Origin of the sequence: Edwardsiella tarda ATCC 15947 = NBRC 105688 (assembly GCF_003113495.2) — a bacterium.
Classification (GTDB): Bacteria; Pseudomonadota; Gammaproteobacteria; order Enterobacterales; family Enterobacteriaceae; genus Edwardsiella; species Edwardsiella tarda.
In genome coordinates this window covers 532520-546521 of sequence record NZ_CP084506.1, presented here as the reverse complement: position 1 = coordinate 546521, position 14002 = coordinate 532520, and the positions used below count along the sequence as shown (strand labels likewise).

Annotated in this window: 9 protein-coding genes; 4 read left to right on the top strand and 5 right to left on the bottom strand. The window is 59.3% G+C overall.

Annotated features, from left to right (window positions below; genetic code table 11):
• Nucleotides 1-83: 83 nt before the first annotated feature.
• Entirely contained in the window at nucleotides 84-2078 is a 1995-nt protein-coding gene (gene tkt / locus DCL27_RS02535) for a transketolase (RefSeq protein ID WP_035596546.1), read from the bottom strand.
• Between the two features lie 415 nt (nucleotides 2079-2493).
• Here tkt and DCL27_RS02530 point away from each other — a divergent pair, with 415 nt between their 5' ends.
• Nucleotides 2494-4113 (top strand): sulfatase family protein, encoded by a 1620-nt coding sequence (locus tag DCL27_RS02530; protein ID WP_068870361.1) that lies wholly within the window; start codon nucleotides 2494-2496, stop codon nucleotides 4111-4113.
• Nucleotides 4114-4239: 126 nt separating this feature from the next.
• On the opposite strand, the gene speB is transcribed toward DCL27_RS02530, so the two are convergent.
• Together speB and speA are read right to left on the bottom strand one after the other, a co-directional pair.
• Nucleotides 4240-5154: an agmatinase gene (gene speB / locus DCL27_RS02525; RefSeq protein WP_005282158.1), complete on the bottom strand. Its 915-nt coding sequence runs from the start codon at nucleotides 5152-5154 to the stop codon at nucleotides 4240-4242.
• A gap of 212 nt (nucleotides 5155-5366) precedes the next feature.
• Nucleotides 5367-7283, bottom strand: a complete 1917-nt coding sequence (speA, locus tag DCL27_RS02520; protein ID WP_005282162.1) for a biosynthetic arginine decarboxylase — start codon at nucleotides 7281-7283, stop codon at nucleotides 5367-5369.
• A gap of 1045 nt (nucleotides 7284-8328) precedes the next feature.
• On the opposite strand from speA, the gene metK reads away from it, so the two are divergent.
• The 3 genes from metK (at nucleotide 8329) to DCL27_RS02505 (ending at nucleotide 11467) form a co-directional block, all read left to right on the top strand.
• On the top strand, nucleotides 8329-9483 hold the full coding sequence (gene metK, locus DCL27_RS02515) for a methionine adenosyltransferase (RefSeq protein ID WP_005282174.1): 1155 nt from the start codon (nucleotides 8329-8331) through the stop codon (nucleotides 9481-9483).
• A gap of 32 nt (nucleotides 9484-9515) precedes the next feature.
• Entirely contained in the window at nucleotides 9516-9800 is a 285-nt protein-coding gene (locus DCL27_RS02510) for a hypothetical protein (RefSeq protein WP_181880782.1), read from the top strand.
• Nucleotides 9801-10060: 260 nt separating this feature from the next.
• The gene (locus tag DCL27_RS02505; protein ID WP_035600441.1) at nucleotides 10061-11467 is read left to right on the top strand and encodes a sugar porter family MFS transporter; all 1407 of its coding nucleotides are present in this window, start codon (nucleotides 10061-10063) and stop codon (nucleotides 11465-11467) included.
• Nucleotides 11468-11882: 415 nt separating this feature from the next.
• Here DCL27_RS02505 and pmbA read toward each other — a convergent pair whose 3' ends face one another.
• Nucleotides 11883-13223 (bottom strand): metalloprotease PmbA, encoded by a 1341-nt coding sequence (gene pmbA / locus DCL27_RS02500; RefSeq protein ID WP_005296311.1) that lies wholly within the window; start codon nucleotides 13221-13223, stop codon nucleotides 11883-11885.
• Nucleotides 13224-13553: 330 nt separating this feature from the next.
• On the bottom strand, nucleotides 13554-13961 hold the full coding sequence (locus DCL27_RS02495) for an H-NS family histone-like protein (RefSeq protein ID WP_005282191.1): 408 nt from the start codon (nucleotides 13959-13961) through the stop codon (nucleotides 13554-13556).
• Between the last annotated feature and the right edge of the window lie 41 nt (nucleotides 13962-14002).

Sequence of the window (14002 nt, the reverse complement as noted above, 5' to 3'; positions counted from 1 at the left end):
AAAGGGCAGCCCGGCGATAACCCGCGAGCCAAAAAAAACGGGGCCGTAGCCCCGTTCTCTCATGCTGCGACGTCAACGACGCATTAGCCTAACAGCGCGCGCGCCTTCGCCAACACGTTATCGACGGTGAAGCCGAACTCAACGAACAGCTGTTCGGCCGGCGCAGACTCACCGAAGGTGGTCATGCCGACGACGGCGCCGTTCAGACCGACATACTTGTACCAGAAGTCGGCGATACCCGCCTCGACCGCCACGCGGGCGCTGACGGCAGACGGCAGTACCGCTTCACGGTAGGCGGCATCCTGCTTGTCGAACACTTCGGTTGACGGCATGGAGACCACGCGAACCTGACGCCCTTCGGCGCTCAGCTGCGCGGCGGCTTTCATCGCCAGCTCCACTTCGGAACCGGTAGCGATGAAGATCAGCTCCGGCTGTGCGTCGCAATCCTGCAGGATGTAGGCGCCGCGCTCGATATTCGCCAGCTGTTCAGCCGAGCGATCCATCTGTGTCAGGTTCTGACGAGAGAAGATCAGCGCAGACGGCCCATCCAGACGCTCGATGGCCTTCTTCCATGCCACCGCAGACTCGACCTGGTCACACGGACGCCAGGTGTTCATATTTGGCGTGGTGCGCAGGCTAGCCATCTGCTCGACCGGCTGGTGCGTCGGGCCATCTTCGCCCAGACCGATGGAGTCATGGGTGTAGACCTGAATGTTGTGGATCTTCATCAGTGCCGCCATACGCATGGCGTTACGGGCATATTCCATGAACATCAGGAAGGTGGCACCGTAGGGGATAAAGCCGCCGTGCAGCGCGATACCGTTGATGATGGCGGTCATGCCGAATTCGCGCACACCGTAGTGAATGTAGTTGCCTGCGGCATCTTCATTCAGGGCCTTGGAGCCGGACCACATGGTCAGGTTGCTCGGTGCCAGGTCGGCGGAGCCACCCAGGAATTCCGGCAGCAGCTTAGCGAAGGCTTCCAGCGCATTCTGGGAGGCCTTACGGCTGGCGATCTTAGCCGGGTTCGCCTGCAACTGCTCGATGAACTTACGCGCTTCACTGTCCCAGCTGGCCGGCAGTTCGCCGTTGATACGGCGTTTGAATTCGGCGGCCAACTGCGGGAAGGCGGCCTGATAGGCGGCGAAACGCACGTCCCATGCCTGCTCTTTCGCCAGACCGGCCTCTTTGGCATCCCACTGCGCGTAGATCTCCGGCGGGATGACGAACGGCGGGTAGTTCCAACCCAGTTGCGCGCGGGTCGCAGCGATCTCGGCATCGCCCAACGGCGCACCGTGGGAATCGTGGGTACCGGCCTTGTTCGGTGAACCAAAACCGATGATGGTTTTGCACATCAACAGAGACGGCTTATCGCTCACGCTGCGCGCCTCTTCGATAGCGGCCTTAATCGCGGCGCTATCGTGGCCATCGACGCCACGTACCACATGCCAGCCATAGGCTTCGAAACGCTTGGCGGTGTCGTCGGTAAACCAACCGTCGACGTGGCCGTCGATGGAGATCCCGTTGTCATCGTAGAACGCGATCAGCTTGCCCAGCTTCAGGGTACCGGCTAAGGAGCAGACTTCGTGGGAGATGCCTTCCATCATGCAACCATCACCCATAAAGGCATAGGTGAAGTGGTCGACGATATCATGCCCCGGGCGGTTAAACTGCGCCGCCAGCGTACGCTCGGCAATGGCCATGCCGACGGCGTTGGCAATGCCTTGGCCCAGCGGACCCGTGGTGGTCTCGACGCCCGGGGTATAACCGTATTCCGGGTGACCTGGGGTCTTGGAGTGCAGCTGACGGAAGTTTTCCAGCTCGGACATCGGCAGATCATAGCCGGTGAGGTGCAACAGGCTGTAGATCAGCATAGAACCATGGCCGTTGGACAGCACGAAACGGTCGCGGTCGGCCCAGTGCGGGTTGGCCGGGTTATGGTTCATGTAATCACGCCACAGGACTTCGGCGATATCCGCCATCCCCATCGGGGCGCCCGGGTGACCGGATTTGGCCTTCTGCACCGCATCCATGCTCAGGGCACGGATAGCATTGGCAAGCTCTTTACGAGAGGACATGTTCTACTCCAAGTCGGATTGTATGAAAACAAGGGTTCGCCGTATTGTCTCAGACTCGGAGTGAAAACGGCAATCCTTATCGTGGCGCGGCCAGGGAGGGAGAGCACAAATCCACGATCCGGCGTATGCACGCCGCCGAGTAGAGCGCGCGATGTGTTACGGCTTATCGTATGACGCGTAGCGTAACATACTCTCCTCGCCCCGCCGCTGAGTGCTGCGCAGCAATTGCGCAACTGCGGCATTTTATTGACCTGCATTGCGCAAATGGCGGTTTTCCCACCGCTGTCTTATCGCCACATTTTTCTCAGCAAAAATCTTTCTTTTCCTTTTGATTGTACGTTATGCGATCACAATCGCGGTAAAACAACGTTTCAAATTGTTATCTTTGCTTTCGAACAATAAAAAGGAATCGATTATGACACTCTCACGACGCGCGTTTTTGCAGCGTACCGCCGGCGGAATCGCCGGCGTCGCCCTCGGCGCACCGGCGCTGGCCGCTGACGGTGCCGCAGATAACGCACCACAACGGGCGACGCCCCCGCGTAACATCGTCATCATCACCGCCGATCAGCTGGCGCGCCGCGCCGTTGGCGGCTATGGCAACCCGCAGGTCACGACCCCGGCCATCGACAGCCTGATCGCCCACGGCACTCGCTTCGAACGCGCCTACTGCCCCTACCCGCTGTGTGCGCCATCGCGTGCCTGCTACTGGACTGGACGCCTGCCGCATCAGACCGGGGTGATCGCCAACGACAGCCCGAACATTCCACAAGATATGGTGACGCTGGGCGAGCTGTTCAGCCAGGCCGGCTATGAGTGCCGCCACTTCGGCAAGCGCCATGACTACGGCTCGCTCAAGGGCTTCGACTGTGCCGAACAGATCGAGCTGCCCTATGACAGCCCCGCCGCCTATCCGGTCGACTACGACACCCGCGAGGATGTCTATTGCCTGCAGGAGAGCCTCAAGTATATCGACACCCTGAAGGGGCGCGGCGCCGATGCGCCGTTTATGCTGGCGATCGAATTCAATAATCCCCATAACATCAACGGCTGGACCGGCGCCTTCGCCGGCCCCCATGGCGAGATCGACGGGCTGGGTCCCCTGCCGCCGCTATTGGATAACTTCGACACCGCCGCCGATCTGCCCAACCGGCCGCAAGCCATCCAGTACGCCTGCTGCACCCATAACCGCGTGATGCAGTCCGCCAACTGGAACGAACTCAACTTCCGCCAGTATCTCAAGGCCTACTACCACTTTACCGCCTTAGCCGACGACTGCATCGGCCAGGTGCTGGCGGCGCTACGTGCCAGCGGCCACGGCGACGATACCCTGGTGGTCTTCTTCGCCGATCATGGCGACGCGATGGGTGCGCACCGCCTGGTGGCCAAGATGAACTGGTTCTATGAGGAGTCGACCAACGTCCCGCTGGTCTTCGCCGGCCCCGGCATCCGCCCGCAGGCCAGCAGCGATCATCTCACCTCCCTGTGCGATCTCGTGCCGACGCTGTGCGACTACGCCGGGATCACCCCACCGCCCGGCCTATATGGCCGCTCGCTGCTGCCGATCCTGCGCGGCGAGCAGCCAGCCGCGTGGCGCGATGAGGTCATTACCCAGTGGAATACCGATCGCAACGTGGACGTACAACCCGCCCGCATGCTGCGTACTGATCGCTACAAGTACATTATCTATAAAGAGAATGAGGAAGAAGAACTGTACGATCTCCAGCAGGATCCGGGCGAAACCCGCAACCTGGCTCGCTCGCCGCAGCATCAGGAGCAGCGGCGCGCCCTGCGTGCGCGTTTCGACGACTATGTGCGTAACCAGGTCGATCCCTTCTACAGCCAGGAGGCGATCATCGATCGACGCTGGCGTAGCCATCCTGTCGGCTATCAGCACCATCGGGGAGAGACCAGCATTCAGGTCTACCAGAAGGAGATCCGCCCGCTGATCATGGACAAGGAGTTCGAGAAGGCGCGCGAGGTGCGGCTTGCGCTCTACCGCCAGGCTCGCGCCTCCTACGGCGGTGCGGGTTAACCGCCGCGACCAGACTCGGCCCTCTCGGCGGCGTCGCGGGAATAAATACTCCCCGGCATAATCGGAGAGGAGCGAGACATAAAAAAGGCCGGGCAATGCCCGGCCTCTGCGTTCTCTGGTGCAGGATTACTTCTTCGCCGCCTGGATATAGAGCATCTCCAACGCTAGGGTCGCCGCCGCCAGGGCGGTGATCTCTGACTGGTCATAGGCTGGCGCCACTTCCACCACATCCATCCCGACGATGTTCAGATCTTGCAGGCCGCGCACCAATTTCAGGGCGCGATCGGAGGTCAATCCGCCGATGACCGGCGTGCCGGTGCCCGGCGCATGGGCCGGATCCAAGCAGTCGATATCGAAGGTCAGATAGACCGGCATGTCGCCGACGATGCGTTTCACCTCGGCCAGGATCGTCTCGACGCCACTGTCGTTCACCTGAGCGGCATCCAGCACGGTGAAGCCGTTGTCGTGATCGTATTCGGTACGAATGCCGATCTGCACCGAATGCTGCGGATCGATCAACCCTTCATTGGGTGCATGGAAGAACATGGTGCCATGATCGAACTGGCTGCCGTGAGCGTAGGTATCGGTATGCGCGTCGAAGTGTACCAGCGCCATCTTACCGAAGTGCTTGGCATGGGCGCGCAACAACGGCAGGGTGACGAAGTGGTCACCGCCGAAGGTCAGGCAGCGTTTGCCGCTGGCCAGCAGACGCTCGGTATGCGCCTGTAAGTTATCGCTCATCTCCTGGGCGTCGCCGAAACTAAACACCACATCGCCGCAATCAACCACCTTCAGGCGGTCGCGCATGTCGAAGTTCCACGGCCAACGCTTACCTTCCCAGGCCAGATTGGTCGAGACCTGACGGATCGCCGCCGGTCCATGACGCGCACCGGCGCGGCCAGAGGTGGCCATATCGAACGGCACCCCGGTGATCACCCAATCGGCGTCGCCGTCGTACGGCATGAAGTCCAGCGGTAGGCGCAGGAAACCGAATGCGTTGGATACCAAAGAGTTATCAGGTTTATGCCCTAGAGTACACATACTCGCTCCTCATTATAAGTCCCGCCGCCGTGGCCTGAAGCCCGACGGACTGGCGGCGTCGCGATGAAAAAAAATCCCTCCCGCGTCGTTGGCCCGACGAGGAAGGGATTATCAGTTCGCTAAATAGCGTATTGCTGTCGATTATGGCGGCAAGCTGGCGGGACTGCAAGCCCGCCAACCTACGTCGCTGCCACACCGCACGCCGGCGGCGCTTACTCCTCTTCCAGGTAGGTATACCCGTACAGCCCCGCCTCGAACTCTTCCAGGAATTGCGCCTGTAAGCCCTCATCCAGCTGCGCGGCGCGCACCTGATCGCGGAAGTGCGTCAGCAACACCTGCGGATCGAGCTGCACGTACTCCAACATCTCCGCCACGGAGTTGCCGTCGTAAGACTCATCCACCTCGACGCTGCCGTCCTCGAACACATACACGTCGACCGTGGCGGTATCGCCAAACAGGTTATGCATGTTGCCGAGGATCTCTTGGTAGGCGCCGATCATGAAGAAGCCCACCAGCGGCGGATCCTGCGGATCGTACTCCGGCATCGGCATGGTGGTCGCCACCCCGTCGCCATCGATATAGTGATCGATGGTGCCATCCGAGTCGCAGGTGATGTCCAGCAACACGGCGCGGCGCGTCGGCACCTTGTCCAAGCCACTGAGCGGCAGGACCGGGAACAGCTGATCGATCCCCCAGGCATCCGGCATCGACTGGAACAGCGAGAAGTTGACGTACAGCTTGTCGGCCATCCGCTCTTGCAGTTCATCGATGATCGGGCGATGGGCGCGATTGCTCGGGTCCAACTGAGTCTGCAACTGATTGCAGATGGCCAAATATTGTTGCTCGGCCCAGGCGCGTTGGCTCAGGCTGAGAATGCCGTGTGCATACTGGCTGTGGACGTCGTGCAGGTCTAGCTGGCTGTCATGCAGCCATTCGCGCAGCGAGCGGCGGCCGCCCGGCGTCTGCATCTCCTCCCAGGTGGCCCAGAGGCTCTGCAACGCACGCGGCGCATCGCTGGCCGGCGGCTGCGGCTGCGGGAATTCATTACGCTCCACGCCGATGATGTTGGAGACCAGCACCGTATGGTGTGCCGTCACCGCCCGTCCCGATTCGGTGATCACCGTCGGATGCGGTAAGCCATGCTCATTACAGGCATCGCCTATGCCCCAGATCACGTTGTTGGCGTACTCGTTCAGACCGTAGTTGACGGAGCAGTCCGACTGGGAACGCGTTCCCTCGTAGTCGACCCCCAGGCCGCCGCCGACGTCGAAACACTGGATGTTCACACCCAGCTTATGCAGTTCGACGTAGAAACGCGCCGACTCACGCACCCCGGTGGCGATGTCACGAATATTGGCCATCTGCGAACCGAGATGGAAATGCAGCAGTTGCAGGCTCTCCAGATGCCCGGCCTGGCGTAGCGTCTCCACCAGATGCAACACCTGGGTCGCCGACAGACCAAACTTAGACTTCTCGCCGCCGCTGGACTGCCACTTACCGGAGCCCTGCGAGGCCAGACGCGCCCGCACGCCGAGACGCGGCACCACATTCAGGCGCTGCGCCTCCTCCAGCACCAGGTCGATCTCGCTCAGCTTCTCGATGACCAGATAAACCTTATGGCCCAGCTTCTCGCCGATCAGCGCCAGACGAATGTATTCGCGGTCCTTATAGCCATTGCAGACGATGACACTACGCGTCATCCCGGCATGGGCCAGCACCGCCATCAGCTCAGCCTTCGAACCCGCCTCCAGCCCTAACGGTTCGCCGGAGTTGACCAACGACTCGATCACTCGACGCTGCTGATTCACCTTGATCGGGTAGACCAGGAAGTAATCCCCCTGGTAGCCAAACGAGGCGCGCGCGCGACGGAAGGCGGCGTTAATCGAGCGCAAGCGATGTTGCAGGATCTGCGGGAAACAGAACAACGCCGGCAGGCGCTGCTGACGATCGGCCTGGATCTGTAATGCCAACGCCGTCAGATCGACGCGCGCCTGCGGCACATCGGGATCGGGGCACACGGAGATGTGGCCCAGCTCATTCACATCGTAATAGTTGCCACCCCAATAGGCGACGTTGTAGGTGCTCAGCATCTTGCTGGCATTACTATCGCTCATGGCGACCTCCTGCATGGAACGCAACGGGGAAGTATCCGCCGTATCCTGCGGATACTGTGCAATCAGATCAGACACGAGCGACTCCTTCGATGGCAGTGTGGCTAACCTTTGCGCCAGTCACTATCGCAGCATCATCTGCATAGAACAACCCACACGCCGGGATTTTTGGCGTGACCACAAAGCTCAGCGCCGGACGAAATGCCGGGCCGATATCAGCATAAGAACAAAACACGTCGTTGACTCCGTGGGTCGGGGAAACCGCCTGTAACGGCATAACCCCTATGAATAAATGCCTGTAGCGAACGCCACAGGTTACCCTTGTTCAGTCATCAGATGCCGTAAACGGCGCACGAATCCTGAGGTACACCCAAGCCTTCATCTCAAGGATAAATAACATCGGGCAAAAGCAAGAAATGAGGATAAAAAGGAAGGAAGGCGCATTGCGCAAAACGCGTCATCATGACGCAAGACGCTGCCGGGAGCAGCTCGTTTCACCACAGCCTCAACACGGATCATTACCTGAACCACCTCCACCGCTGCCATTTGGCACGACAGCACTTCAAAGTTAACAGCATGATAGAACTGACAGTAGGGATAACCCATACCCTCCTCGGCCGGAAGTGGGACACATAGCCGCCCCGGAGTGTGCCGCCCGACGTCGCGATCGACGCCGAAAAACAGCAACAAGCCGGTTAAAGCGTTATGTACCGGTAAGCCGCGCGCCGTTTATACCGACAACCAGACAAAAAAGCAAAATGAAATTATGTCGATTCCTCGATCACCGGCATCGCGTGGGCGATGACACGCCGTTATCGTGCGTTTCCGCAAAAAAAGGGGTGGAAAAAACCTAGTACCTTGACCTAGAATAGCCGTCCAGATGTTAATCCATCTATACTTTTTAACCGATAAACTGCTTAACGGCTTTGCCTGAGGGGCGTTGCAGGAAGCATCAGACAGCAGAGGGGCGCACGATGTCTCCCCCTGATGACTCACCCCACGCAGCACGCAGTGTCAACGCAGCGCAGTAGAATCAACCCGTCTTTTGAAGGTAAAGAACACAATGGCCAAACACCTTTTCACCTCCGAATCCGTCTCTGAAGGACATCCGGATAAGATCGCCGACCAAATCTCCGACGCCGTACTGGATGCCATCCTGGAACAGGACCCCAAGGCACGCGTCGCCTGTGAAACCTACGTTAAGACCGGGATGGTACTGGTCGGCGGTGAAATCACCACCAACGCTTGGGTCGATATCGAAGAGCTGACCCGTAAGACCGTAGCCGATATCGGCTATGTCAGCTCCGACATGGGCTTCGATGCCAACTCCTGCGCGGTACTGAGCGCCATCGGTAAGCAGTCTCCGGACATCAACCAGGGCGTCGATCGCTGTGACCCGCTGGAACAGGGTGCCGGCGACCAGGGCATCATGTTCGGTTACGCCACCAACGAAACCGAAGTGCTGATGCCAGCTCCGATCACCTACGCGCATCGTCTGATGGAGCGTCAGGCCGAGGTGCGTAAGAACGGCACCCTGCCGTGGCTGCGTCCGGATGCCAAGAGCCAGGTCACCTTCCTGTACGACGACGGCAAGATCGCCGGTATCGATGCGGTGGTTCTGTCCACTCAACATGCCGATAGCATCGGACAGAAAGAGTTGCAGGAAGCGGTGATGGAAGAGATCATCAAGCCGGTCCTGCCGGCCGAGTGGCTCTCCGCCGCCACCAAATACTTCATCAACCCGACCGGGCGTTTCGTCATCGGCGGCCCGATGGGCGACTGCGGCCTGACGGGTCGTAAGATCATCGTCGACACCTACGGTGGCGCAGCACGTCACGGTGGCGGTGCCTTCTCCGGTAAGGATCCGTCCAAGGTTGACCGTTCAGCCGCCTATGCTGCGCGCTATGTCGCCAAAAACATCGTCGCCGCGGGCCTAGCCGACCGCTGCGAGATCCAGGTCTCTTACGCCATCGGCGTCGCCGAGCCGACTTCCATCATGGTAGAGACCTTTGGCACGGAGAAAATCGCGCAAGAGCAACTGATCCAACTGGTCCGCGAATGCTTCGATCTGCGCCCGTACGGCCTGATTCAGATGCTGGATCTGATCCAGCCGATCTATCGCCAGACCGCAGCCTACGGCCACTTCGGGCGCGAGCAGTTCCCGTGGGAGAAGACCGACAAAGCGGCGCTGCTGCGCGAAGCGGCCGGCCTGAAATAAGCCTTGCCACCCAACAGGCGCGACGGCGTCTGTTGGGGCTGACGCGCGGCCTGGTGCCGCGCGCATCCCTGTCCAGCGCATCCGCTACCGTCTACCATCTACCGTCTACCATCTACCGTCTACCGTCTACCGTCTACCGTCTACCGTCTACCGTCTACCGTCTACCGTCTACCGTCTACCGTCTACCGTCTACCGTCTACCGTCTACCGTCTACCGTCTACCGTCTACCGTCTACCGTCTACCGTCTACCGTCTACCGTCTACCGTCTACCGTCTACCAGACCGAGTGTAATCGATTACACAAGTTACACAAACTAAGCATAAATTCATTATCTATCCCTATCATTCATCGGATAATTCGCTAATAAAAGCGACATCCCCCGTCTCTAGAAAGATTGCTTACGCTAAATTACAACTAAAAACAGCGCATAGATTAACACCCCGCTAACATGCATCAGTACATTTTATTTAATACAAATGGTGTAAACGATTACATTTATGTGATCATGCGCACTTTATAAACAGCGGACAATTCTTACCATGGCGACATCAAAGAAATAGTCTTGTTGGGAGGCAGTATGAGTACTACCGTCAATACATCCGCCACACCCCATGCCCGCAGTAATGCCGGCATGACCTTCTTCGTCTGTTTCCTCGCCGCGCTGGCGGGGTTGTTGTTTGGCCTGGACATCGGGGTTATCGCCGGGGCGCTCCCCTTTATCACCGATACCTTTAGTATCACCAGCTCACAGCAAGAGTGGGTGGTCAGCTCGATGATGTTCGGCGCCGCCGTCGGTGCTGTCGGCAGCGGTTGGATGAACCATGGCCTCGGCAGGAAATACAGCCTGATGATCGGGGCGATCCTGTTCGTCGCCGGCTCCCTGTTCTCCGCCTTCGCGCCGAACGTCGAGATCCTGATCCTGTCGCGCATCCTATTAGGCCTGGCCGTCGGTATCGCCTCCTACACCGCGCCGATCTACCTGTCCGAGATCGCGCCGGAGCGTATTCGCGGCAGCATGATCTCGATGTATCAGCTGATGATCACCATCGGCATCCTCGGCGCCTACCTGTCCGATACCGCCTTCAGCTACAGTGGCTCCTGGCGCTGGATGCTGGGCGTCATCACCATCCCGGCCTTGGTATTACTGGTGGGGGTGTTCTTCCTACCGGACAGCCCACGCTGGCTAGCCTCACGCGATCGTCACGATCAGGCGCGCCGCGTCTTAGAGAAGCTACGCGACAGCAGTAAACAGGCGCAGGATGAGCTGAATGAGATCCGTGAGAGTCTGAAACTGAAACAGAGCGGCTGGTCGCTATTCAAGCAGAACAGCAACTTCCGCCGGGCGGTCTATCTGGGGATCCTGTTGCAGGTCATGCAGCAATTCACCGGGATGAACGTCATCATGTATTACGCGCCGAAGATCTTCGATCTGGCGGGCTTCGCTAGCACCGAACAACAGATGTGGGGGACGGTGATCGTCGGTCTGGTCAACGTGCTGGCCACCTTTATCGCCATCGGCCTGGTCGATCGCTGGGGACGTAAGCCGACGCTGATCCTCGGCTTTATCGTCATGGCCATCGGCATGGGCACCCTGGGAACCATGATGAACATCGGCATCACCTCCAGCGTGACGCAGTACTTCGCCATCTTCATGCTGTTGATGTTTATCGTCGGTTTCGCCATGAGCGCCGGCCCACTGATCTGGGTGCTGTGTTCCGAAATCCAGCCGCTGAAAGGGCGTGACTTCGGTATCACCTGCTCAACCGCCACCAACTGGATCGCCAACATGATCGTCGGTGCCACCTTCCTGACCATGTTGAACAATCTGGGCAGCGCGCATACCTTCTGGGTCTATGCCGCACTGAACCTGATCTTTATCTTTATCACTCTGGCGCTGATCCCCGAAACCAAAAATATCTCGCTGGAGCACATCGAACGTAACCTGATGGCTGGCAAACCGCTGCGTAACATCGGTTCCCGCTAATCCTCTCCCCCTCACACCGCATGGCCTCGGTCATGCGGTTTTTTTGTCCCCTAAGCTGTCGCCAAGACCAACGTCTGCCGTGATCTCCCCGCACTCAGCAGCGAGCCTAAGGAGATCGCGTGGCTGCCGAGCGCATATGGCGTATCCGCTGGGCCGTGGTCGCTCAGCGTCTGGCGATGAAAATGGGCGCAGGAGATGATCGCAACGGGGAGCGATCGGCGCGGCAGAGAAGCGCCGCGTTAGCCAGTATGACGGACAGGAAACCGATAAGAGATAAGGAATACAGCACGCGAGGCATTAGCACGCCGCATCCTCGTGTTGGCCCGCACACTCAGCGGAGCCGTGCAGATCGTGCAGAGCAAGGTGGAGGTCCAGCCCGCGGCATGGCCGCGGGCTGGACTGGTTTAGTGCGCCGTTACTCCCCGGCGATCTTCATGCTGTCGAGCAACACCGAACCACACTGAATGTTGCTGCGCGTCTCGATATCATCACCGATGGTGACCATGTTGGCCCACATGTCACGTAGATTCCCGGCGATGGTCACCTCACTCACCGGGTATTGGATCTCGCCATTCTCGACCCAGAAGCCGGAGGCGCCGCGCGAGTAGTCGCCGGTCACCGTACTCACCCCTTGCCCCATCAGTTCGGTCACCAAGAAGCCGCGGCCCATCTCGCGCACCATCTGCTGGAAGTCCAACCCGCGCCCTGCGATGCGCCAGTTATGGATACCACCGGCATGACCGGTGCTGTGCAGCCCCAATTTACGCGCCGAATAGCTGGTCAACAGCCAGGTTTGCAGCACCCCATCCTGCACGATATGACGCGGCGTGGTGCGCACCCCCTCACTGTCGAAAGGCGTCGAGGCCAAGCCGCGCAGCAGATGCGGTTGCTCCTCGATAGTGAGCCACGCCGGCAGGATCTGCTGGCCAAGGCTATCGAGCAGGAAAGTGGACTTGCGGTATACGCTGCTGCCGCTGATGGCGCCGACCAAATGACCAAACAGCCCGGTCGCGACCTCGGCAGCGAACATCACTGGCGCCTGCATGGTCGGGAGACGACGCGGCGCTAAACGCGCCAAGGTGCGACGCGCACACTCCTCCCCGACCCACTGCGCCGAGCGCAGCTCGGCCATATCACGGGCGATGGTATAGGCATAGTCACGCTCCATATCACCCTCCTGCTCGGCGATGACACAGCTCGATAGGGAGTGACGGCTCGAACAGTAACTTTGCAACATACCGTGACTATTACCGAATACCCGGATGCCATAGTGGCTATTGAAGCTACCGCCCTCGGTGTTGCTGATGCGCGCATCGGCGGACAAGGCCACCCGCTCCGCCTCGGCGGCCAAGGCGATGGCGCGATCGGCATCTAACTCCGCCGGATGGAAGAGATCCAGATCCGGCGCCTCAAACGCCAGCAGCGCCGCCTCTGCCGGCCCGGCATAGGGGTCAGGCGAGGTATAACGCGCGATATCTAACGCCGCCTGCACCGTGCGGGCGATGGCCTGGGGGCTGAGATCGGTGGAGGAGGCGCTCCCCTTACGTTGCTGGTGATACACGGTGATCCCCAGTGCGCCATCGCTGTTAAACTCCACATTCTCCACTTCACCAAAACGGGTGCTGACGCTGATGCCGGTGGTACGCGTCACCGCAACCTCCGCCGCCTCCGCACCGGCCTGCGCCAGCGTCAACGCCTGCGCCACGGCCTCTTCCAGCGCCTTGCGCTGCTCTGCTACCTGATTGATGACTTTCATTAATCCGCCATGATTGCAAAACGGTTAAACCGGCCGGCCAACAGCCGACGGCTATGACAACAGGCCAGGGCCTGAGTGATGCTATGAGTGTAACAGGAAGCGCGGCGAATTTCGTTGCCGCTGCATGCTCGGCGCACAGGTTGCGTGCCTTGCCAAGCGGAGAGACGATCGTAGGAAATAACCGGAGAAGCGCGCCGCGACGCTGAACAAAATAACGGGAGTAAGGTAAGGCGATAGCGCGAGGAGAAGATTAACGAGAACGCCCCAATAATTGGGGCGTTACACTTAGCGCGGCACGTTATGTGCCAAGCTCAATCTGCGAGCGACAGATTATTTAATCAGGAAATCATCCAGGGATTTACCCGCTTCGATTTCCTGCTTAATCATTTTCGGCATGCGGCCCTGACCGGTCCACTGCTGAATTTCACCCTGCTCATCCAGATACTCATATTTAGCCGGGCGCGGTGCGCGCTTTGTCTTCACCTTACGCTCGGAGACTTTTTCCATCGCCAGTAAGTCATCCAGCGAGATCCCTTCGGCCAGCAACATCTCACGATAAGCATGCAGCTTTTCTTCGCGCTCGTGACGAACTTTCTCGGCCTGTTCGATCTCTTCACGGCGCTCGCTGACCACGGTGCGCAGCTTATCCAGCATCTCTTCCAACGCGCTGAGTTGCGTTTCACGCGCATAAGCACGCAGCGTACGAATATTATTCAGGGACTTCAGCAAATCTGACATAACCAACCTATATTAATTTAGACCGCGGCATTATAGTTATA

What these genes read in the sequence shown, in the direction of transcription:
- tkt (WP_035596546.1), bottom strand. Translation starts at nt 2,078, where the DNA reads ATGTCCTCTCGTAAAGAGCTTGCCAATGCTATCCGTGCCCTGAGCATG.
- DCL27_RS02530 (WP_068870361.1), top strand. Translation starts at nt 2,494, where the DNA reads ATGACACTCTCACGACGCGCGTTTTTGCAGCGTACCGCCGGCGGAATC.
- speB (WP_005282158.1), bottom strand. Translation starts at nt 5,154, where the DNA reads ATGTGTACTCTAGGGCATAAACCTGATAACTCTTTGGTATCCAACGCA.
- speA (WP_005282162.1), bottom strand. Translation starts at nt 7,283, where the DNA reads ATGCAGGAGGTCGCCATGAGCGATAGTAATGCCAGCAAGATGCTGAGC.
- metK (WP_005282174.1), top strand. Translation starts at nt 8,329, where the DNA reads ATGGCCAAACACCTTTTCACCTCCGAATCCGTCTCTGAAGGACATCCG.
- DCL27_RS02505 (WP_035600441.1), top strand. Translation starts at nt 10,061, where the DNA reads ATGAGTACTACCGTCAATACATCCGCCACACCCCATGCCCGCAGTAAT.
- pmbA (WP_005296311.1), bottom strand. Translation starts at nt 13,223, where the DNA reads ATGAAAGTCATCAATCAGGTAGCAGAGCAGCGCAAGGCGCTGGAAGAG.
- DCL27_RS02495 (WP_005282191.1), bottom strand. Translation starts at nt 13,961, where the DNA reads ATGTCAGATTTGCTGAAGTCCCTGAATAATATTCGTACGCTGCGTGCT.